Genomic DNA, 21795 nt, shown 5'->3' with positions numbered 1-21795 from the left:
CTCGCGCGTGCTCCTCGCGGCCGCCTTCGGCGGCCACTCGCAGGGACGCGCCACCGCACTGTCATCTGTCAGTTTTCACCGTCGAATCCAGCCTCGGTTCCCGAACCCGTTCGCCCGGCAACCCTGCGGTCGAACGGTAGAACTTTGCCGTCGCCCGCTCCAGTTCGCGTATGGTCTCGCTGGGACTGGTGGTGGCGCGGTTCAACGACTCCGTCACGGAGCCGATGGCCGAGGCCGCCCGGGAGGCGGCCGCCGACCGCGACGCCGTCGTCGTCGACGAACTGAGCGTGCCGGGCGCGTACGACAGCCCGCTGGCCGCCGACCGGCTCGCGCGGCGCGAGGACGTCGACGCGGTCGCGGTCGTCGGCGCCATCGTCACCGGCGACACCGACCACGACCGCGTCATCGCGAACGCGACCGCCGAGAAGCTCACCGACGTGAGCCTCGACCGGGACACGCCGGTCACCTTCGGCGTGAGCGGCCCGGGGATGTCCGGCGCCGAGGCGCGCGAGCGGATCGACAAGGGTGCCGACGCCGCGCGCGCCGCCGTCGACCTCGCGGAAGCACTCGACTGACAGACACGAGCGGACTACACACGACACATGAGCGACGCATACGACTTCTCGGAGCGGATCGGACGCGTAGAGCCCAGCGCGACGCTGGCGATATCGAACCTCGCGGCGGAGAAGGAGGCGGAAGGCGCCGACATCGTCGACCTCTCGGTCGGCGAACCCGACTTCGCCACCCCGGAGAACGTGGTCGAGGCCGGCAAGGACGCCCTCGACGCCGGACACACGGGGTACACCTCCTCGAACGGGGTGCCCGAACTCAAGGAAGCGATCGCGGCGAAGCTCCGCGGGAACGGCGTCGACGCCGACGCCGACGAGGTGATCGTCACTCCCGGCGGCAAGCAGGCGCTGTACGAGACGTTCCAGACGCTGATCGACGAGGGCGACGAGGTCGTCCTCCTCGACCCGGCGTGGGTCTCCTACGAGGCGATGGCGAAGCTGGCGGGCGGCGACCTCTCCCGAGTGGACCTCGCGCCGCACGGCTTCCAGCTGGAGCCCGCGCTCGACGAGCTCGCCGAGACGGTGTCGGACGACACCGAACTGCTCGTCGTCAACTCCCCGTCGAACCCCACCGGCGCGGTCTTCTCCGAGACCGCGCTGGAGGGCGTCCGCGACCTCGCCGTCGAACACGATGTCGCGGTCATCTCTGACGAGATCTACGAGCGCATCGTCTACGACGCCGACCACGTCTCGCTCGCGAGCCTCGACGGGATGGCCGACCGCACGGTAACGATCAACGGCTTCTCGAAGGCGTACTCGATGACCGGGTGGCGGCTCGGCTACCTCCACGCCACCGACGAGTTCGTCGGCGAGGCGGGGAAGCTCCACTCTCACTCCGTCTCCTGCGCGACGAACTTCGTCCAGCGCGCCGGGATCGAGGCCTTGGAGAACACCGAGGCGTCGGTCGAGGAGATGCGCGACGCCTTCGCCGACCGCCGCGACCTCCTCGTCGACCTGTTCGACGAACACGGCGTCGACGTCGACGTCGGCGACGGCGCGTTCTACATGATGATCCCCGTCGACGACGACGATCAGGCGTGGTGCGAGGCGGCGATCGAACAGGCCGCGGTCGCCTGCGTCCCCGGCAGCGCGTTCAACGCCGAGGGGCACGCCCGGATCTCCTACGCCGCGAGCGAGGAGCGCCTGCGCGAGGCGGTCGACCGTCTCGTCTCGAACGACCTTCTCTAACGGCGAAGGACTTCTGCTAACGGCGAAGGACTTCTGCTAACGGCGAGCGACCCCCCGGTTGACGCACCGCCGCGTTTCCGGGAGTTTTCACTTTCGACGGCTCGCCTCACCTTTCGCGGCTGCGCCGTCACTGAATTCCTTCGTTGAGTGGCGGAATCGTCACGTAGCGGGGATCTGCGGTGCGTTTTTACCCCTGCTTCGCGAAGTTTCAACTTGGTGGTACGATGTACGACAACATACTGTTCCCGACGGACGGAAGCGCCGGCTCGGAAGCGGCGGCGGCACACGTGAGCGAACTCGCGTCGGCGTTCGACGCGACGGTCCACGTGTTGCACGTCGTCGACACCCGCGAGGGCGGCCTCGGCGTGAGCGGGGCGTTCGTCCACGAGGACAGCCAAGCGATGAGCGGGGTCTCGCCGGAGACGGGCTACATCGGCCGACACGAGGAGGTCGACGCCGACGAGATCGAGGCCGAACTCACCGCCCACGCGACGGACCTGATCGAGGCCGCGGCGGGGTCGACCGACGGGATCGGCATGACGACGGCCGTCGAGATGGGGACGCCCCACTCGGCGATCCTCCAGTACGCCGACGACCGCGACGTCGACCTCGTGGTGATGGGGACCCACGGCCGCACCGGCGTCGAGCGCTACCTGCTGGGGAGCGTCACGGAGAAGGTCGTGCGGCTGGCGGACGCGCCCGTCGTGACGGTTCGGGCGGACGAATCGGACGGCGAGTGACGAGCGGTCCGTCACCGTAGCTCATTTTTGTGGCGGTCCCGTGACGAGAGCGCATGGACGAGTCTGAGCGGGAAGCGATACTTGACCGGGTCACCGGCCAGAGCGCGACGGTCGGCGCGTCGGTCCCGGACACGGTCACCATCGACGGGAACGCGGTCGACCTCTCCGAGTTCATCGTGGAGACGCGCGCCGTCGAGACGGTCCCGCCCGACGTCGAGCGCAAGGTGTCGTCGGTGAAGTCGACGCTCCGCGCCGAGCGCGAGCGCCGGATGGCCCGCTTGCGCGGCGAGCGCGGTGACACCGACGCGGGCGACCCTCCCGCCGACGAACCCCTCGATCGGGGGACCGCCGAACGGCTCGCCGACGAGGTCGTCGGCATCGACCGGGCGCTCAACGCCTTGGAGACGATCCGCCACCCCGACTTCGCCGACGAGCACCGCTCCGCGACGCTGGACGGCCACGAGCGCTGGCTCGCCTTCGTCGACGACGTCCGGTGAGCGCGGGCGTCCGCGGAGGGGCCGATGCGACGTTCCGAAACCCTTACTCCCGGTCCGGGACACCTGCTCGTATGAGCGATACGTCCGAGTCGACGGATGACGCGGGGGCGGCCTCCGACGGGGCCGACGACGCCGCGGCCGTCGACACCGAGGAGGTCCGTCACGTCGCCGACCTGGCTCGCGTCCGACTCGCCGACGACGAGGTCGACGAGTTCGCGGCGCAGTTCGGCGACATCTTGGAGTACTTCGAGGCGCTCGACGAGGTCCCCGAAGTCGAACGCGAGGAGGAACTCGTCAACGTGATGCGCCCCGACGAGGTCGAGGAGGGCCTCTCGCAGGAGGAAGCGCTCGCGAACGCCGAGGAGACGGAAGACGGCTTCTTCGTCGGGCCGAAGGTGTCGTAGATGGCGGCCGACATCAACGCATTCGTGACGGAGGAACGGATCGAGGGCGACGCGGACGCCGACGGCCCCCTCGCGGACGCGACCGTCGCGGTGAAGGACAACATCTCCACCGCGGGGATCCGGACGACCTGCGGCTCGGAGATGCTCGCCGACTACGTCCCGCCCTACTCCGCGACGGTCGTCGACCGACTGACCGACGCGGGCGCGACGGTCGTCGGCAAGACGAACATGGACGAGTTCGGGATGGGGACGACGACCGAGACCTCCGCGTTCGGTCCTACTAAGAACCCGGTCGATACCGACCGCGTTCCGGGCGGCTCCTCTGGCGGCTCGGCGGCCGCGGTCGCGGCGGGCGAGGCCGACGTCGCGCTCGGCTCCGACACCGGCGGGTCGGTGCGGTGTCCGGCCGCGTTCTGCGGCGTCGTCGGGATCAAGCCCACCTACGGGCTCGTCTCCCGCTACGGGCTCATCGCGTACGCGAACTCCCTCGAACAGATCGGGCCGATCGCGGGCACCGTCGAGGAGGCCGCCGCCGTCCTCGACGTCATCGCCGGCGACGACCCCCACGACGGGACGACCCGCGACCTGCGCGAGGTCGAGGGCGCCGACCCCGACGCGGGCTACGCCGCGGCCGCCGACGGCGACGTCGACGGGATGACGATCGGGGTCCCGACGGAACTGTTCGAGGGCGCCGACGAGCGCGTCGTCGAGGCGGTCGAGGCCGCGATCGCGGACCTCGAAGCGCAGGGCGCGGAGACGACCGAGATATCGCTGCCGTCGGTCGAACACGCGGTCCAGGCGTACTACGTGATCGCGATGGCCGAGGCCTCCTCGAACCTCGCGCGCTTCGACGGCGTCCGGTACGGCCACCGCAGCGAGTCCGACGGCAACTGGAACGAGTCGTTCGCGGAGACGCGCGAGGAGGGGTTCGGCGCGGAAGTCAAGCGCCGGATCCTCCTCGGCACGTACGCGCTCTCGGCGGGCTACCACGACAAGTACTACGAGAAGGCGCAGGACGCCCGCGCGTGGGTCCGGCAGGACTTCGAGGACGCGTTCGAGGACGTCGACGCCATCGCCTCGCCGACGATGCCGGTCCTCCCCTTCGAACTCGGTGAGAGCCTCGACGACCCGCTGCGGATGTACCTCGCGGACGCGAACACGACGCCGGCCAACCTCGCGAATCTCCCCGCGATCTCCGTCCCCGCCGGCGAGGCCGACGGGCTCCCGGTCGGGCTCCAGCTCGTCGGGCCGAAGTTCGGCGAGGAGACGATCGTTCGCGCCGCGAGCGCGGTCGAAGAGCGATGAGCCTCACCGACGAGGAACGCGATCGGCTCGCGGACGTGGTCCGCCTCCAGCCGACGAAGAACGGCGAGCTTCAGGACGCCTGGGAGATGGAGAGCGGCAGCGAGGTCCACGGCTACCTGGAGAACCACCTGAAGGAGTACTACTACCGCGACGACGACAGCCTGATCCGCGCGACGGCGGCGGCGAACGACCTCGTCGACGTCGAGCCCGGGATCGAGCCCGACGCGGTCGCCAAGGGCGGCGTGCCGGAGACGATCCGCGTCCCGGAACTGGAGTCGCGGGTGGTGGACGTGCTCGCCGGCCCGGACGAGCGCTCGCAGTCGGTCGTCCGCGTGCTCAACGCGCTCCGCGAGGCGTACGACGCCGATCCCGAGGTGGACGCGGTGCGGCGGGCGCTGCGCAGCCTCGAACGTAAGAACGTCGTCGAGGTCGTCTACCGCACCGTCCCGACGTTCCGGCTCGCCGTCGACCGCGACGAGATCACGGTCGAAATCGAGGCGTAGGCGGCGCGCTCGTCGCGTCGGTGTCGGCGTCCGGCGCGCGAGCGTCGATACGATTTTGTAGCGGGCCGGAAACTGTCCCGCCAATGGCCGACGACGAGACCCTCCGTGAGCGGTTCCGCCGCAACGCCAGCGGCATCGCCGCCACGACGGTCACCGGGACGTGGCTGGCGGCGCTGCTTCTCGGCGCCGAGTGGTGGCTCGGGTTCATGCTGTTCGGGTACATCGTGATCATTCCCGTCGTCTCCATGCTGTTCGACGAGGAGGAGGCGTTCGAGACGGAGACCGTCGACTCCGACTCCGGCTCGGTCCGCGCCGAGCGCGGGACGGCGGCGGAACGCGACGACGAGACCGCCGACACCGCGGACGCCTTGGAGCGGCTGCGGACCCGATACGCGAACGGCGACCTCACCGACGAGCAGTTCGAGCGAAAGGTCGATCGCCTGCTGGAGACCGAGACGCCCGAGGACGCGGCGGAGTGGACCGAGCGCAACCGCTCCGCGGCGGGAGGGCCCGCCGAGCGAGAGCCCGACGTCGAGCGCGAGCGCTGACGCGAGGCCGGGGCTCGCACGGTCTCCCGCCGGCGCGGCCGAACCTCAAGCTTCAATGCGCGCGGCCGACTCGACAGCCTATGAGCGACCAGGAACTGCGGAAAGAGGCCCACGACCTCGACGTCACCGTCTGGGTCGGGAAGCACGGTATCGACTCCGTCGTCGACGAGCTGGCCGACCAGCTCGACGACCGGAAGCTGGTGAAGGTGAAGTTCCTCCGGGCGGCCCGCGGCGGGACCTCGACCGACGAACTCGCCGCGGAACTCGCCGAGGCGGTCAGCGCCGACCTGATCGAGACGCGCGGGAACACGGCGGTGCTCCACTGATGGGCGCTGCCGCGGGAGCGCTCGGCCCCCTCGCGCTCGCGGGGACGCTGGAACCGTTCCTCGGCCCGCTGACCGGCATCGTCGTCGACGCCGCTATCTTCCTCGTCGTCGTCGCGACGTACGTCGTTTACAGTAGTTTGAGGAGAAAGCCCACGAGTTCAGTCGTGGGATGAATCCGACAGTGAGGGAAACAGGTATGCCGGTACGTTTCGTGGATTGTGCTACCGAGTCCGAGGTAAGGATACGCACGTCACCGTGGCGGTAGATGAAGCCCGCTATCTCGGTCGGGGGCCGTACTGGCACGGCCCACAACCCTACGTCTCAGACGAGTGGGGAACCTCTCCGTCGTGGGCACGGTCTGTGGCCGTGGAACCCCACGACGTCACTCGTGGGAGGATGTCAGAAATCGATCGTCACGTCGCTCTTCCGGCGGCTCTTCGACCGGCAGGGACTCGACGAACACGCGCGGCGCCCGCTCCAGAAGATCGTGGCGTTCCTCGTGCTGTTCGCCGGCGTGACGGTCGCGTTCGGCGCGGCGGGCTACCAGGGGTTCCTGCGCTCGCTGGCGACGCTCGCGGCCGCGGCGACGCTCGCGATCGGCTTCGCGCTCCAGGACGTGATCAAGAACTTCGTCGCCTTCGACGAGGAGGATGTCTCGATCCCGTTCCCGCAGCGGACCGTCTCGGGGCGGAACGAGTGGACGGATCCCTCGTCGTTCGGCGAGGGCGACTGAAGCGGCGCTCGGCGGCGTTCCCCGCTGCCGGCGGGCCGACCGCGAGCGGGCACCGATAGTAACGAACTTCAAGGTCCGGTAACTCGGTGTGCCCATGCACGTGGTCGTCATCGGGGCCGGCGAGGTCGGGACGAGCATCGCCGCGAGTCTCGCGTCGGACCACGAGGTCGTCGTCGTCGACGTCGACCCGGATCGAGCGGAACAGCTCAAGTACGAACTCGACGTCCTCACCATCGCGGGCGACGGCACGTCCTCGGAGATCCAGTCGGTCGCCGAGGTCGACCGCGCGGACATGGTCATCGCGTGTACCGACGACGACCAGACGAACCTCGTCGCCTGCGGCACCGCGAAGACGCTCGGCGACGGGTTCACCATCGCCCGCGTGAAGAGCACGGACTTCCTCCGCACGTGGCAGGGGAACGAGGGTGCCTTCGGCGTCGACTTCATGGTGTGTACGGACCTGTTGACCGCGCAGAACATCGTCCGAGTCATCGGGCTCCCGGCCGCGATCGACGTCGACCCGTTCGCGAGCGGGCTGGTCCAGATGGCCGAGTTCGAAATCGCCGAGGGGAGCCCCGTCGCCGGACAGACCGTCTCGGAGGCCGACCGGTTCGAGTCGCTCACGTTCGTCGGCCTGTTCCGCGACGGCGAGATGACCATCCCCCGCGGGGACACCGACATCATCGTCGGCGACCGCGCGGTGGTGATCGGGGGCCCCGAGAGCGTCCAGTCGTTCGCGACCGACGTCGCGCCCGAGACGACGCCGGACCACGCCGACGAGATCGTGGTCATCGGCGGCAGCGAGATCGGCTATCAGACCGCCCGCCTGCTGGAGGAGCGCGACTTCACGCCGCGGCTGATCGAGCGCGACCCCGACCGGGCGCGGTGGCTCGCCGAGAACCTCCCGGACACGGTCGTGATGGAACACGACCCCACCGACACCGAGTTCCTCTCCCGCGAGCACGTCGACGAGGCCGACATCGTCGTCGCCGCGCTCGGCTCCGACGAAAAGAACCTGCTCATCTCCGTGCTCGCAAAGCGCCTCGGTGTCGACCGCGTGATCGCCGTCGTCGACAGCCCCGACTACGTCACCGTCTTCGAGGAGATCGGTATCGACATCGCGATCAACCCCCGGACGGTGACCGCCGAGGAGATCACCCGGTTCACCTACGAGAGCGTCGCGGAGAACATCGCCGTGCTGGAGAACGACCAGGCGGAGGTCCTCGAACTCGAACTCACCGAGGGGTGCGGTCTCGTCGGACGACCCATCTCGGAGATGGTCGCCGAGAGCGACGTGCGGTTCGTCATCGGCGCGATCACGCGCGACCATCAGCTGGTCACCCCGCGCGGGGACACCGTGCTTCAGGCGGGCGATCACGTGATCCTCCTCGTGGAGTCCGACTCCGTGAGCGCCATCACCTCGATGGCGTGACCCCTTCGTGACCAGCCGCGTCGGCTGGCGAGCGAGCGTAGGCCTCACGGGCGACGTCCTCGCCGCGCTCCCAGTCCCGCTCGCGTTCCCGCTGCTCGTCGCCCTCTACTACGGCGAGCCGCCGCTGCCTTTTCTCGCGGCGATCGTCGTCTCGCTCGCGCTCGGCGCGGCGTTCCGGTCGGTGTAGGACCCGGACGTGAATCTCGGGCCCCGCGAGGCGTTCCTCGCGGTGGCGCTGATCTGGTTCCTCGTCGCCGCGGTCGGCGCGATCCCGTTCGTCGTCGCCGGCGTCGGCACGATCGCCCACCCGGTGAACGCCATGTTCGAGTCGATGAGCGGGCTGACGACGACCGGCGCGACCGTGTTGCGCGACTTCTCCGTCCACTCGCGGTCCGTGCTGATGTGGCGGCAGGTGATCCAGTGGCTCGGGGGGCTCGGCATCCTCATCCTCGCGACCGCGGTCCTCTCCGAGATCGGGGTGGGTGGGGCACAGCTGATGGAGTCGGAGTCACAGACGCAGGACGTCAACAAGCTCACGCCGAAGATATCCCAGACCGCACGGCTCATCTGGGGAATCTACTTCGGGCTCACGGGGCTCGCGATCGCGGTCTACTTCCTGCTCGGGCTCGCCGTCGACCCGCAGATGGACCTGTACAACGCCGTCGCGCACGCGTTCACCTCGGTCGCGACCGCCGGGTTCTCGCCGGAGCCGCTGAGCGTGGGGGTGTTCCACCCGCTCATCCAGTGGGCGGTGGTCCCGTTCATGGTGATCGGCTCGACCAGCTTCGTCCTCATCTACTTCGCCATCAACGGCGAGCCGATGCGCCTGCTGAAAAACGAGGAGTTCCACTTCTACTTCGGCGCGATGGGGACGCTCGCGTCGTTCGTCGCGCTGCCTCTCTTTCTCGACCCGAGCATCGCCTTCGGCGCCGAGGCGACGGTGCGCCACGCCGTGTTCAACGTCGCGTCCATCGTGACGACGACGGGGTACGCCAGCACCGACTACGTGCTGTGGGCGCCGGCGGCGAAGCACATGCTGTTCGCGGGGATGTTCGTCGGCGGGATGGTCGGCTCCACCACCTGCTCGATCAAGTCGCTTCGGTGGCTCGTCGCGCTGAAGTCGTTCAAACGGAACCTCTACACCGCGGTCCACCCGGAGTCCGTTCGTCCGGTACGGATCTCGGGCAAGTCGATCGACGTGGCCGCGATCCGCGACATCTACGCGTACCTCCTCTTGAGTATCGTGATCGTCTTCCTGCTCACCGTGGTCATCGTCGTCGACGCCGAGCGAGCGGGGCTCCGAGTGACCGAGTTCGAGGCGCTCGGGGCAGCGGCGACCACCTTCAACAATATCGGCCCGGCGTTCGGCGACGCGGGTCCGTACGGGACGTTCGCCTCCTTTCCGCTGAGCACGCGAGCCGTGATGGTCGTCCTGATGTGGATCGGGCGGATCGAGATCATCCCGGTCCTCGTGCTGTTCACGAAGGCGTTCTGGACGTCGTGACCGCCTCCCGCCCCGCCGTCGTCGTCCCTTCGACAGTTTAATACAGCGAACGGGCGACCCCCATATCGTTCGAATACTATGTCTTGGGCCCTCAACTGGAAGGCGAGCGTGGGGCTTCTCGGCGTCGGGATCAAGTACCTCGCCGTCACGCTGCTGGTACCGCTCGTCGTGGCGATCGCGTACGGCGAGGATGTCTGGGTGTTCCTCGCCTCGATCGCGCTCGTCGCGGGGCTCGGATTCGCGATCGAGCGGGTCGACCCCGATCCCGACCTCGGGCCCCGCGAGGCGCTGCTGTTCGTCTCGCTCGCGTGGCTCGCGGCGGCGGCGATCGGGACGGTCCCGTACCTGCTCGCGGGGTACGGCACGCCGTCGACCGTCGGCCTCCAACTCGGGTCGATCGGGGCGTTCACCGAGTCGATCGCGAACGCGCTGTTCGAGTCGATGAGCGGCTTCACCACCACGGGCGCGACCGTGTTGGGCGAGATCAGCACCGACCGCCACTCCCACGCGGTGTTGATGTGGCGGCAGCTGACCCAGTGGCTCGGCGGGATGGGGATCATCGTGCTGATGATCGCGATCCTGCCCGAGGTCGCGGTCAACGGGGCCCAGCTCATGGAATCGGAGGCCCCCGGGCCGGAGCTCCAGAAGCTCACCCCGAAGATCGCCGAGACGGCGCGCGCGCTCTGGCTCATCTACTTCGGCTTCACCGTCGCCTACATCGCGATCCTCTACGGCCTCCACCTCGCCGGGATGGCCCCGGAAATGAACCTGTTCAACGCGGTCGCGCACGGGTTCACTACCCTCCCGACCGGCGGGTTCTCGCCGAAGGCGGACAGCATCGCGGCGTTCTCGGCGGTCGTCCAGTGGGTCGTCATCCCGTTCATGGTCATCGCGGGCGTCAACTTCGCGCTGTTCTGGCACGTGCTGCGCGGCGAGGCGGAGGTCATGCTGGAGAACGCCGAGTTCCGGGCGTACGCCGGGGCGATCGCTGTCGTGACCGCTGTACTCGCGGTGATGCTGTTCCGCGGGTCGGCACCGGCGATCGAGCTCGGCGGGATGACGCAGGGCGTCGCGGAGAACTCGCTCCGACAGGCGGCGTTCCAAGTCGGGTCGCTGCTGAACTCCACGGGGTACGCGACCGCCGACTTCGCGCAGTGGGACACCGACGCGCAGATCCTCCTCATGTTCGCGATGTTCATCGGCGGGTCCGCCGGGTCGACCGGCGGCGGCGTCAAGATCGTGCGGTGGCTGATCGTCGGCAAAGCGATCCGCCGTGAGCTGTTCACTTCCGCGCACCCCGACGTCGTCCAGCCGGTCCGCCTCAGCGGGAGCGTCGTCGACGAGGACGCGATCCGCGGCATCATGGCGTTCACCATCCTGTACCTCGTCCTGTTCGGCGTGTCGGCGGTGTTCCTGTCGCTCGACGCCGCTCGGATCGACGTTCAGCTGACGATGCTGGAGTCGACGAGCGCGTCGCTCGCGACGATCGGGAACATCGGGCCCGGGTTCGGTCGTCTCGGGCCCTTCGGGAGCTACCTGTTCTTCCCCGACACCTCGAAGCTGCTGATGATCTTCCTGATGTGGGTCGGCCGCCTGGAGATCGTCCCGGTACTCGCCGTCTTCATCTCGGCGACGGACGGTCGGTGACGGGCGTCCCCGGGACCGCGAACGCCCCCCGCTACGACCCCGCGAGGGTCCGATCGCCGAGTCGACCGGGGGACGGAGTGCGTATATTCTTAACCGGCGGGAGTGTCGGGTGAGGTATGACGAATACCGGCGATTCCGACGGGCAGAATCTCCTCGGCCACGTCCTCGTTCCGGTCGCGAACGAAGCGGACGCGCTGGCGACGGCGCGGACCCTCGAACCGTACGATCCGGAACGCGTGACCGCGCTCCACGTGGTCGAGAAGGGCGAGGGCGTCCCGGACAAGACGCCGGTCGAGCAGTCCGAGGAACTCGCCGCGGAGTCGTACGCCGCGGTCCGGACGGTGTTCCCGGACGCCGGCGACCACACCGCGTACGCCCGCGACGTCGCCGGTGCGATCTTCGACGCCGTCGACGAGGTCGACGCGACCGCGATCGCCTACCGCTCGCGGGGCGGAAACCGCCTGTTCCGGTTCCTCTCGGGCGATATCTCGCTCGAACTCGTGACGGAGTCGCACGTGCCCGTGGTCGCGCTTCCGCGCGACGGCTCGCCCGACTGATCGCCGCCGCCCCGACCAGTGACGGTCGGCACCGGGCCCACCGCGACCGACTCCCGTCCCGGCGTCCGATCGCGCCGTCGTGTCGCGGAACGGTAGGTTTTCGGGGATCCTTTTTGAACACTCTTCCTATGTACGTGATCGTCGTGGGCGCGGGCGACATCGGGACGCCGCTCGTCGACCTCGCCACCGACAGCGGCAACGAGGTCGTCGTCATCGAGCGCGACGAGGAACGGGCGGAGCGGGCGTCGCGGCAGTACGACTGCCTCGTCCTCAACGACGACGCGACCTCGAAGGAGACCCTCCAAGACGCCGGGGCCGACCGGGCGGACGCCCTCATCTCGACGACGGACCAGGACGCGACGAACATCATGGTCTGTCTGCTGGCGCAGGAGCTGTCGGTTCCGAACATCGTCTCGGTCGTGCACAACCCCGAGCACATGAACGTGTTCGAGCAGATCGGCGTCAACACGATGCAGAATCCCCAGAGTCTGATCGCGGAGTACCTCTACCGGGCGGTGAGTCGACCGTCGATCGTCGACTTCATGCACATCGGTGAGGAGGCCGAGGTGTTCGAGATCACCGTCGGCCCGGACGCGCCGATCGCCGGGAAGACGCTCCGCGAGGCCGACGAGGAGGACCTCATCGGCGGCCAGACGCTGATCGTCGCCGTCGAGCGGAATGGAGCGGACACACCGATAACACCGCGCGGAACCACGCGGATCGAGGCCGGCGACCTGCTCACGGTGTACTCGGGGGTGGGCGCGACCCCCGAAGTGACCGACGTGTTCGGTCACACGGAGGACCACGACTGAGATGCCCGACCGGAACGGCGGTCGGCTCCCGGGCGACCTCGGCGTGATCGCTCGGGACATCGGGTCGCTCGTCCTGATGGAGGCCGGGCTGATGACCGTCACCGTGGTCGTCGCCCTCGGATTCGGAGAGCTCCACGCGGCGCTCGGCTTCCTCCTCGCGGGCGGCGTGACGGCGGTCGTCGGCGGCCTCGCGAACAGGCGGTTCGCCGACGCCCCGGAGCCGAAGATGAAACACGGGATGGTGATCGCGGCCGGCGGCTGGCTCATGGTCGCCCTCTTCGGCGCGCTCCCGCTGTTCCTCACGGCGTGGGTGACGCCGCCGGCCGCGATGGACGCGTTCGTCCCGGCGGCCGCGGACACCGCCTCGTGGGAGCCGATCGGCGTCGGCGGGACGGCGACGCTCTCCAGTCTCGCGTACTTCCGCGACCCGCTCCACGCCGTCTTCGAGAGCATGAGCGGGTGGACCGGGAGCGGCCTGACGATGGCGATCCACGAGCCGTCGCTGCCGCGGGCGGTACAGTGGTGGCGCTCGTTCATCCAGTGGGTCGGCGGGGTGGGCGTCATCGTCCTCACGGTCTCGATCCTCTCGCGCCCCGGGAGCGGGAGCTACGCCCTCTACCGCAGCGAGGCGCGGGAACAGAAGATCCACCCGAGCGTCGTCTCGACCGTCCGCACGGTCTGGAAGCTCGTCGTGGCGTACACGCTGCTGGCCTTCGCGATGCTGTTCGCCGCGATCCGGGCGAGCGGGAGCGCGTACGCCGAGTCGCTCTCGCTCGGCGAGACGGCGTGGCAGGCGCTCAACCACGCGATGACCGGTCTCACCACGGGGGGGTTCTCCGTGACGGACAACTCGATCGCGACGTACGGCTCCCCGCTCGTGGAGGCGACGCTGCTGCCGATCATGATCCTCGGCGCGATCGCGTTTCCGGTCCACTACGTCGTGCTCCGCGACCGGAACGTGCGCGAGCTGATCGGGGACCTCCAGACGAGGTGGCTGTTCGCGCTGCTCGGCGCGGGCGTCGTCGTCCTCTCGGTACAGAACGTCGCGTCCGTCCGGGCGACGACGGACGCGTTCGCGACTGGCTCGTTCCTTCCGCTCTCCGCGTCGCTCCTCGACTGGGCGCAGCTCGACGCCGTCCGGGACTCGACGTTCCAGTGGGTCAGCGCGCTCACGTGTACCGGATTCCAGTCCGCGCCGATCGGTCGCTGGGTCGCCGGCGGGAAGGTGTTGGTCGTCGGCGCGATGACGCTCGGCGGGGCGGCCGGATCGACTGTGGGGGGTATCAAGATCGTCCGGGGGTACACGGTCGTCCGCGGGATCGTCTGGCAGTTCTCCCGGGTCTTCCTCCCGAAGAACGCCGTCGTCACCGCGCGGCTGGGCGACCGGACGCTGGACCGCGAGACCATGGAACGGGAGTTCGGCGAGGCCGCCATCGTCACGCTGCTGTGGCTCCTCGCGCTCGTCGCCGGCAGCCTCGTCCTCGTCAACGTCGCCGGCCCGGAGTTCGGGTACGCCGACGCGCTGTTCGAGGTCGCGAGCGCGCAGGGCAACGTCGGCCTCTCCACCGGGATCACGGGCCCCTCGATGTCGCCGGCCGCCGAGGGGATGTTCGTCCTCAACATGTGGATCGGCCGGTTGGAGATCATTCCGGTGCTGGTGTTCGTCCGGGCCGGAATCTGGGGACTGAACCCCTGACGGCCGAGCGCGCGCTCGGCACGTCACGTCGCTCCGGTCACCCACCGCTGCGCTCCGGGTACCCGCTACCCCGACCCGGTCACTCCTCTTCCGTGTTGACTGTTCCCATGAACGACCAGTGGACCTTGCTCTCCCCGTCCGGGCGGGGCTCCTCCGTGACGTGGTAGAGGTACGGGCCGTGCGGGCAGTCGTCGCAGCCGTCCGCGCAGCGGAACTGCTTCACCACTTCGGTGTAGCCGTCGTGTTCCGTGACGCGGAGGATGTCGTCGTTTCCCTCCGCGTCGATCGGGAGCTCCGCCTCCCCGTGAAAGTGGAGCAGCTCCTGCGCGTGGACGATCGCCTTCCGGAGCTGTCCGGGCGCACACTCGCGCAGTTCCGTCACCAGTTCCGGCGGGAGTCCCTCGGGCGGCGTCGGGCGCTCGGCGGAGTCCGTCATGGTCGGCAGTTCGACGCGACAGGTTATAATGGACCCGCGAGGCTGCGGGAACTGAGAGCGCGCCGCCGCCCCTTTCAGAATATAATGAATATTTATACGCGACCGGCGGGTACCGGGAGGCATGTACGACGACGAGGAGCTCTCCGAGATCCGCGAGGCGAAGGCGTCGTGGGAGGCGGAGACGCTCGACCCGACGCTTGACCGCCACGGGGAGCGGAACGAGCGGTTCGCGACGGTGTCGAACCGCGAGGTCGACCGCATCTACACGCCCGACGACCTCGCCGACCTCGACTACGAGGAGGACCTCGGCTTCCCAGGCGAGCCGCCGTACACCCGCGGCGTCTACCCCACAATGTACCGGGGTCGCACGTGGACGATGCGCCAGTTCGCGGGATTCGGCACCGCCGAGGAGACCAACGAGCGGTTCCGTTACCTGATCGACGAGGGGCAGACCGGGCTCTCGACGGCGTTCGACATGCCATCGCTGATGGGGATCGACTCCGACGACGAGATGTCGCTCGGTGAGGTGGGCAAGGAGGGCGTCGCGGTCGACACGCTGCGCGACATGGAGGTGCTGTTCGACGGCATCGACCTCGCGGAGGTGTCGACCTCCTTCACGATCAACCCGAGCGCGCCGGTGATCTACGCGATGTACGTCGCGCTCGCGGACCGGCGCGGGATTCCGCGCGAGGAGCTCCGCGGGACCCTCCAGAACGACATGCTCAAGGAGTTCATCGCGCAGAAGGAGTGGGTGATCCCGCCGGCGGCCTCCCTCGATCTGGTGACGGACACGATCGAGTTCGCGGTCGCGGAGACCCCTTCGTTCAAGCCCATCTCGGTGTCCGGCTACCACATCCGGGAGGCGGGCTCGACGGCGGTCCAAGAGCTCGCCTTCACCCTCGCCGACGGGTTCGCCTACGTCGAGGCGTGCCTCGACCGCGGGCTCGACGTCGACGAGTTCGCCCCGCAGCTCTCCTTCTTCTTCAACTCGCACAACTCCCTCTTCGAGGAGGTCGCGAAGTTCCGCGCCGCCCGCCGGATCTACGCCGAGGTGATGGAGGAGTGGTACGGCGCCGAGGCCGAGGCGTCGAAGCAGCTGAAGTTCCACACCCAGACCGCCGGCCAGTCGCTGACGGCCCAGCAGCCGCTCAACAATGTCGCGCGCGTCACGATTCAGGCGCTCGCCGGCGTGCTGGGCGGCACGCAGAGCCTCCACACCAACTCCTTCGACGAGGCGCTCGCACTTCCCTCCGAGCAGGCGGTGCGGGTCGCGCTCCGGACCCAGCAGATCATCGCCGAGGAGTCGGGCGCGGCCGACATCGTCGACCCGCTGGGCGGCTCCTTCGCGGTCGAGAGCCTCACCGACGAGACGGCGGCGGACGCGATGGAATACATCGAGGAGATCAGGGAGATGGGGGACGGCTCCGTGCGAGAGGGCGTCCTCACCGGTATCGAGCAGGGGTACTTCCACCGCGAGATTCAGGAGTCGGCGTACGAGTACCAGGAGCGCGTCGACGAGGGCGAGGAGACGGTCGTCGGGGTCAACGCCTACGAGGTCGACGAGGACACGCGCCCGGAGCTGCTGAAGGTCGACGAGACCACCCGCGAGCGACAGCTCGACCGGCTGGAGTCGGTGACGGCCGAGCGCGACGACGACGCGGTCGACGCCGCGCTCGACGACCTCCGCGACGCCGTCGAGGCCGGCGAGAACGCCATGCCTGAGATCGTCACCGCGGTGAAGGCGTACGCGACGATGGGCGAGATCATGGCGGTGTTCGAGGCGGAACACGGGACGTACCGCGAGCGGATCGGCGTCGCCTGACGGGACCGGACCGAAAGAAGCGACCGACCGCGACGGACGGTGACCGACCCGCGTCGATCACCCGGTTTCGACCGCCCGAGCGGACTCCGCGCACCACGCGTTGCCCCGGCGGCCCGCTCGCCGCAGGTCGAGTTCGACGACGGAACCGACCTCCAGTTCCGACAGCGCCGACTCGATGTCGGGATCGTCGTACTCGACGACGTACAGCGTTCCGTTTCGGGGATATTCACGGAGGGTGATCGCTCCGTGGTCGTTACACGCGTCGACGACGGTGTATTTACCGGTACGGTCCATCCCGGGTTGCGCTACGTGTCGACGTTGATTAATATTTGTGTGGTATGGTACCACGGATACACAGGGTGATGGCGAACGCACCACTTTAACCGACGCACCGCCTCGCTCGGGTATGACGGAGACGGAGATCCCCGAGGATCACCCGCGCTACGCGTCGCTCGTGACGCGCCACCGGATCGAGGCGGGCGTCGAGCGGGGAATCACCTCGAAGCAGGGGTTGATCGCACAGGGGCGCGGCGAGGCGTTCGACTACCTCCTCGGCGAGCGCACGCTCCCGAGCGCCGACGACGCGGCGCGCGCCGCGGCCGCGACGCTCCTGCTCGCCGACCGGCCCGTGATCTCGGTGAACGGGAACGTGGCCGCGCTCGCGCCCGCGGAGACGGTCGACCTCGCTGAGGCGGTCGACGCGGATCTGGAGGTGAACCTGTTCAACCACACCGACGAGCGCGTCCGGCGGATCGCCGACCACCTCCGCGACCACGGCGCCGCCGAGGTGAAGGGCCTCGCCGGCGACGGCGAGATCTCCGGGCTCGACCACGCGCGCGGCGTCGTCGATGCTGACGGGATCGAGGCGGCCGATGTCGTCGTCGTCCCGCTGGAGGACGGCGACCGCGCCGCCGCGCTCGACGCGATGGGGAAGACGGAGATAGTGATCGACCTCAACCCCGGAAGCCGCTCGCCGCGGACCGCCGACGTGCCGATACTCGACAACCTCCTGCGCGCGGTGCCGAACGTGACGGAACACGCACGCGATCTGGCGGACGCGACGCCCGCGGAACTGAAGCGGGTCGTCGACGAGTTCGACGCCGACGCCGCGCTCGACGCGGCCGAGGCGGCGATTCGCGAGGGGTCGTTCGCGGACCGGGACGCGGACGCGGAGTAGTTCCGTCGGTTCGGGTTCAGCGTCGTTCCGTCGCTTCCTCCGCCGGAAGGCAAAAGACTATGCCGCCCCTAACACACGGTATGGAACTCGACGAGACGGACCGGGCGATCCTGCGGATCCTTCAGGAGGACGCGCGGACCCCGTTCTCGGAGGTTGCGCGCCGGATCGACATGTCCAGCGCGACCGTGCACGACCGCGTCAGCCGCCTCGAAGACGAGGGCGTCATCCGGGGATACCACGCCGACATCGACCCGAAATCGGTCGGCTACGGCGTCGGCGCGTTCGTCGGCCTGCGCGTCGAGCAGGGCCGCGAAGAGGACGCGCTTGAACGCCTCCGCGGCATCGACGGGGTGCGCGAGATCCACCTCACCACCGGCGAGTGGGACGTCATCCTCCGGGTCGTCGCGGCCGACACCGACCGGCTCCGGGAGCTGATGTTCGAGCGGATCGCGGAGACCGAGGGGTTCTCGCGCTCGCAGACGATGGTCATCCTGGGTACCGACTACGAGCAGCCGGGACCGCCGCTGTAAGCGGGCTCGGGCCGGTGCCGTCGCGGGACCGCTCGCCGCCGTACCGCGCTCGCACGGGACCGGAACGCTCAACTCGGGACCTCCCCGAACGGTGACCATGAGCACAGGTGTGGCCGACGGGTTCGACCCGTCGCCGGAGCGCGCGTGGGCGGCGGTCGTGGGCGGCATCACGGCGCTTTTGGCGGTCGGATCCCTCGTCTTCCCGCGCGTCGTCTACGACCGGTTCCTCTGGCGCTACTTCTGGGGGCCGGTGGTCGCGGACGGCGAGGGCGCGCAGTGCGCGGTCCGCGAGGTCGGCGGCACCACCGAACTGCTCGGCAGCAGCGCGGCGTGTCAATCGGCCGCGAGCGCCGGCGAGGTCGTGGCGACCCCGGGGTACACCACCTTCTCGACGGTAAGCTACGTCGTGATCCTGCTGGCGATGCTGATCGGCGTCGTCTTCCTGCTCCGCCGGCTCGACATCGCGACGGAGCTCCGGTTCTTCTACGCGCTGTTCCCGTTCATGCTGTTCGGCGGGGCGATGCGGACCGTCGAGGACGCGGGCGTCGCCGCGACCGACGCCGGCGTCGAACCGCTGATCGCCTTCCCCGCGAGCGCGATACTGATCAGCCCGTTCATCTACTTCACGATATTCCTGTTCACGCTCGCGTGCGTGCTGGCGGCGTACGGGCTCGAACGCCGCGGCGTCGTCGACGACTACGCGCGCCCGCTGTTCGCGTCGGGCGCGGCGGGGCTCGCGCTCGCGGTCGGCTACCTCTCGTACCTCGCGGCCACGACCGGCTACGTCACCTTCTACCCGCAGGTGCTCGTCCCGACGCTCGCCATCGCCACGCTCGCGACCGCGGTCACGTGGGCGATCGCGACCCGGCAGATTCCGACGCTCCGACAGGGGACCGGCGCGGCGGGGATCGTGATCATCTGGGGCCACGCGATCGACGGGGTCGCGAACGTGATCGGGCTCAACTGGATGCCCGCGCTGACCGACACCGCGAACCTCGTCCCGAAACACGTCGTGAACGCGCTCATCGTCGACTGGACCGGGCGGCTGCTGCCCGAGTCGATCCTCTCGGTCACCGGCGACGCGTGGCCGTTCCTCCTCGTGAAGCTCGCGGCCGCGACGTTCGTCGTCTGGGTGTTCAACGGCGAGATGTACGAGGAGTCGCCGCGCTACACGCTGCTGTTGTTGATCACGGTGCTTGCGGTCGGGCTCGGGCCCGGGACGCGGGACATGCTGCGCGCGACGTTCGGCGTCTGAGCGAGGGTCCCGCCGGGTGCCACACGGAGACTCGCGGGCGGACGGTGCGCCGCGCCGCGTCCCCGGAGGCGAGGCGAACGAGGCGAGCGTTCGTGCGACTCGATAGCCGACGGGAGACGGTCGCCGACCGCGGCGGGGCTCGTCTACGGAACCGACAAGTGGGCCGAGAGCCGAGCGCGACCGTGATGGACACACCGCGACGACGCGTGCTGGCGGCCGCGGCGACGGGATCGACGCTCGGGCTCGCCGGCTGCGGCGGCCTCGACGGGTCGGACGGCGACGCGCCCGGACAGGCGGACGACGGGACCGACAGCGCGGGCGACGGGAGCGACGCTCAGGGCGACCGCGCCAGCGCGACGGTCGCGCTCGACGTCAGATCGGAGATCCAGGCCGCCCGAGAGGACATCGAGACGCGCGTCGAGGACGGGAACCTCTCGCAGGATGAGGCGCGGGCGGAGCTGCTCGACGCGCAGGCCGAGATCGTCTCGGCCGCGGTCGACGACTTGGAGTCGTACGCGGCCGGCGTCGACGGGCTGTCGGTGGAGGACGCCAACGAACGGGCCGGTGCCGCCCTGGTGACCGGGCCCGCCACCGGGGTGCTCGGAGCGCTGGAGACCGAGCCGGTGAGCGCGCTGCTGTCTGCGGCCGACTTCCCGGCGCCGCAGGACGGCGACCAGCCGAACGGGTCCTGACCGGAGCCGCAACGGCATCTTATAAGCCGCCGCGGGGGAAACGGTCTCGGTAATGCTGGACGGGGTCAACGTCGCGCTCGGGGTCTCGGGGAGCATCGCGGCGGTGAAGGTCGTCGAACTCGCGCACGAACTGCGCCGCTACGGCGCGAGCGTGCGCGCCGTCATGTCCCCGGCGGCGACGAACATCATTCATCCCTGGGCGGTCGACTTCGCCACCGACGAGCCGGTCGTCACCGAGATCACCGGAAGCGTCGAACACGTCGAACTCTGTGGCCGCGAGGGGTGGGCCGACGCCCTGCTGCTCGCGCCCGCGACCGCCAACACCGCGGGGAAGATCGCCGCGGCCGTCGACGACACGCCCGTGACGACCTGCGCGACGACCGCGCTCGGGGCGGACGTGCCGGTCGTGATGGCGCCCGCGATGCACGAGCCGATGTACGACCACCCGGGCGTCCTCGACGCGCTCGATCGCTTGGAGTCGTGGGGCGTCCGCTTCGCCGACCCGCGGATCGAGGAGGGGAAGGCGAAGATCGCGGCCGAGGAGAACATCGTGACGGAGGTCGCGAGGGCGACGACTTCGCAGTCCCTCTCCGGAGCGCACGTCGTCGTCACCGCGGGCGCGACGAAAGAGCGGATCGACCCGATCCGCATCCTGACGAACCGCGCGTCGGGGAAGACCGGGCGGGCGGTCGCGCGGGCGCTCTACGTCCGCGGCGCGCGGGTGACGCTCGTTCAGGACGGCCCCGATGTCCCGTACGCCGACGTGGTCCCCGTCGAGACGGCCGACGAGATGATGGCGGCCTGTCGGCGGACCGCGGCGACCGCGGACGCGCTGATCTCCGCGGCCGCCATCTCCGACTTCACCGCCGACGCGGTCGACCAGAAGATCCGGTCCGGGTCGCCGCTGTCGGTCGAACTGGAGCCGACGCCGAAGCTCATCGACTCGGTGCGCGAGGCGTACCCCGACCTCCCAATCGTCGGGTTCAAGGCCGAAACGTCCGGCGACGACGCGGCGATGGTCGCGGAGGCCGAGCGCATCCGCGACCGCGTGGGACTGGCGTTCGTCGTCGCGAACGACGCGAGCGTGATGGGCGACGACGAGACGCGCGTCCTCCTCGTCGGCGAGGACAGGACCGATCCCGAGGAGGCAGCGGGGTCGAAGGACGCGGTCGCCGGCCGCATCGCCGACCGGCTCGCGGCGGCGCTCGACGCGTCGGCCTGAGCGGCGGCCGACGAGCGGCGACCGGATCGACCAGCAACTCGGTGCCGCTGCGACGCTCCACGACGCCCCCGTGACGCCCGTGAGCCGCGCGGACGGTATCGCCCGCAGCCGGCAGGGTCTCCGCGGATACAAACTGTTTTGAGGCGCTGGAGTAACCACACGGATAGACATACCATGTGTAACGAGACGGTCACGCACGG

The 21795-nt window shown here is 69.4% G+C and carries 23 protein-coding genes and 2 pseudogenes; 23 read left to right on the top strand and 2 right to left on the bottom strand.

Annotated features, from left to right (window positions below):
* The first annotated feature begins 170 nt into the window (after positions 1–170).
* From ribH to C463_RS15895, 17 genes and pseudogenes are all read left to right on the top strand, one after another.
* Entirely contained in the window at positions 171–575 is a 405-nt protein-coding gene (gene ribH / locus C463_RS15970; RefSeq protein WP_008445857.1) for a 6,7-dimethyl-8-ribityllumazine synthase, read from the top strand.
* A 27-nt stretch (positions 576–602) separates the two neighbouring features.
* The gene (locus tag C463_RS15965) at positions 603–1757 is read left to right on the top strand and encodes a pyridoxal phosphate-dependent aminotransferase (protein ID WP_008445856.1); all 1155 of its coding nucleotides are present in this window, start codon (positions 603–605) and stop codon (positions 1755–1757) included.
* A 224-nt stretch (positions 1758–1981) separates the two neighbouring features.
* Positions 1982–2497 carry a universal stress protein gene (locus C463_RS15960; protein ID WP_008445855.1) on the top strand — a complete coding sequence of 172 codons (516 nt, stop codon included), beginning with the start codon at positions 1982–1984 and terminating at the stop codon, positions 2495–2497.
* Positions 2498–2550: 53 nt separating this feature from the next.
* Positions 2551–2994, top strand: a complete 444-nt coding sequence (locus C463_RS15955) for a DUF5788 family protein (RefSeq protein WP_008445854.1) — start codon at positions 2551–2553, stop codon at positions 2992–2994.
* Positions 2995–3065: 71 nt separating this feature from the next.
* Complete coding sequence (gene gatC / locus C463_RS15950; protein WP_008445853.1) at positions 3066–3398, top strand: Asp-tRNA(Asn)/Glu-tRNA(Gln) amidotransferase subunit GatC; 333 nt, start codon at positions 3066–3068, stop codon at positions 3396–3398.
* On the top strand, positions 3399–4703 hold the full coding sequence (gene gatA / locus C463_RS15945; RefSeq protein WP_008445852.1) for an Asp-tRNA(Asn)/Glu-tRNA(Gln) amidotransferase subunit GatA: 1305 nt from the start codon (positions 3399–3401) through the stop codon (positions 4701–4703).
* Entirely contained in the window at positions 4700–5206 is a 507-nt protein-coding gene (locus tag C463_RS15940) for a DUF5797 family protein (protein WP_008445849.1), read from the top strand. Before gatA ends, C463_RS15940 begins: the two co-directional genes overlap by 4 nt.
* Before the next feature lie 83 nt (positions 5207–5289).
* Positions 5290–5754 (top strand): SHOCT domain-containing protein, encoded by a 465-nt coding sequence (locus tag C463_RS15935; RefSeq protein ID WP_008445834.1) that lies wholly within the window; start codon positions 5290–5292, stop codon positions 5752–5754.
* A gap of 80 nt (positions 5755–5834) precedes the next feature.
* On the top strand, positions 5835–6080 hold the full coding sequence (locus C463_RS15930) for a YhbY family RNA-binding protein (protein ID WP_008445832.1): 246 nt from the start codon (positions 5835–5837) through the stop codon (positions 6078–6080).
* Entirely contained in the window at positions 6080–6253 is a 174-nt protein-coding gene (locus C463_RS18865) for a hypothetical protein (RefSeq protein WP_008445830.1), read from the top strand. The genes C463_RS15930 and C463_RS18865 overlap by 1 nt, the downstream gene beginning before the upstream one ends.
* 242 nt (positions 6254–6495) lie before the next feature.
* Positions 6496–6717: pseudogene (locus C463_RS20035) on the top strand (mechanosensitive ion channel family protein); the annotation flags it as partial.
* 190 nt (positions 6718–6907) lie between these two features.
* Positions 6908–8245, top strand: a complete 1338-nt coding sequence (gene trkA / locus C463_RS15920; RefSeq protein WP_008445826.1) for a Trk system potassium transporter TrkA — start codon at positions 6908–6910, stop codon at positions 8243–8245.
* Between the two features lie 7 nt (positions 8246–8252).
* Positions 8253–9749: pseudogene (locus C463_RS15915) on the top strand (TrkH family potassium uptake protein).
* Between the two features lie 78 nt (positions 9750–9827).
* The gene (locus C463_RS15910; RefSeq protein WP_008445825.1) at positions 9828–11396 is read left to right on the top strand and encodes a TrkH family potassium uptake protein; all 1569 of its coding nucleotides are present in this window, start codon (positions 9828–9830) and stop codon (positions 11394–11396) included.
* A gap of 116 nt (positions 11397–11512) precedes the next feature.
* On the top strand, positions 11513–11953 hold the full coding sequence (locus C463_RS15905) for a universal stress protein (protein ID WP_008445824.1): 441 nt from the start codon (positions 11513–11515) through the stop codon (positions 11951–11953).
* 128 nt (positions 11954–12081) lie between these two features.
* On the top strand, positions 12082–12765 hold the full coding sequence (locus C463_RS15900) for a potassium channel family protein (protein WP_008445822.1): 684 nt from the start codon (positions 12082–12084) through the stop codon (positions 12763–12765).
* A gap of 1 nt (position 12766) precedes the next feature.
* Entirely contained in the window at positions 12767–14461 is a 1695-nt protein-coding gene (locus C463_RS15895; RefSeq protein ID WP_008445820.1) for a potassium transporter TrkG, read from the top strand.
* A 79-nt stretch (positions 14462–14540) separates the two neighbouring features.
* Here C463_RS15895 and C463_RS15890 read toward each other — a convergent pair whose 3' ends face one another.
* A complete protein-coding gene (locus C463_RS15890) occupies positions 14541–14897 on the bottom strand; it encodes a hypothetical protein (protein WP_008445818.1) in 357 nt (118 codons plus the stop codon).
* Between the two features lie 121 nt (positions 14898–15018).
* On the opposite strand from C463_RS15890, the gene C463_RS15885 reads away from it, so the two are divergent.
* Complete coding sequence (locus C463_RS15885; RefSeq protein ID WP_008445816.1) at positions 15019–16719, top strand: acyl-CoA mutase large subunit family protein; 1701 nt, start codon at positions 15019–15021, stop codon at positions 16717–16719.
* Between the two features lie 57 nt (positions 16720–16776).
* On the opposite strand, the gene C463_RS15880 is transcribed toward C463_RS15885, so the two are convergent.
* Positions 16777–17013 carry a hypothetical protein gene (locus C463_RS15880; RefSeq protein WP_008445815.1) on the bottom strand — a complete coding sequence of 79 codons (237 nt, stop codon included), beginning with the start codon at positions 17011–17013 and terminating at the stop codon, positions 16777–16779.
* Positions 17014–17125: 112 nt separating this feature from the next.
* Here C463_RS15880 and C463_RS15875 point away from each other — a divergent pair, with 112 nt between their 5' ends.
* The 5 genes from C463_RS15875 (at position 17126) to coaBC (ending at position 21595) form a co-directional block, all read left to right on the top strand.
* Positions 17126–17896, top strand: coding sequence for a 4-phosphopantoate--beta-alanine ligase (locus C463_RS15875; RefSeq protein WP_008445814.1), 771 nt, complete (start codon positions 17126–17128; stop codon positions 17894–17896).
* A gap of 80 nt (positions 17897–17976) precedes the next feature.
* The gene (locus C463_RS15870; protein WP_008445813.1) at positions 17977–18426 is read left to right on the top strand and encodes an Lrp/AsnC family transcriptional regulator; all 450 of its coding nucleotides are present in this window, start codon (positions 17977–17979) and stop codon (positions 18424–18426) included.
* A gap of 97 nt (positions 18427–18523) precedes the next feature.
* Positions 18524–19681, top strand: a complete 1158-nt coding sequence (locus tag C463_RS15865) for a DUF63 family protein (RefSeq protein ID WP_049906047.1) — start codon at positions 18524–18526, stop codon at positions 19679–19681.
* A 92-nt stretch (positions 19682–19773) separates the two neighbouring features.
* Positions 19774–20373 (top strand): hypothetical protein, encoded by a 600-nt coding sequence (locus C463_RS15860; RefSeq protein ID WP_239638925.1) that lies wholly within the window; start codon positions 19774–19776, stop codon positions 20371–20373.
* 52 nt (positions 20374–20425) lie between these two features.
* A complete protein-coding gene (gene coaBC / locus C463_RS15855) occupies positions 20426–21595 on the top strand; it encodes a bifunctional phosphopantothenoylcysteine decarboxylase/phosphopantothenate--cysteine ligase CoaBC (protein ID WP_008445808.1) in 1170 nt (389 codons plus the stop codon).
* Positions 21596–21795: the final 200 nt, after the last annotated feature.

This window comes from Halorubrum californiense DSM 19288 (assembly GCF_000336875.1).
GTDB classification, from domain to species: Archaea; Halobacteriota; Halobacteria; order Halobacteriales; family Haloferacaceae; genus Halorubrum; species Halorubrum californiense.
The sequence above is the reverse complement of the archived record's forward strand: the minus strand, read 5'-3'. Positions and strand labels throughout refer to the sequence as shown.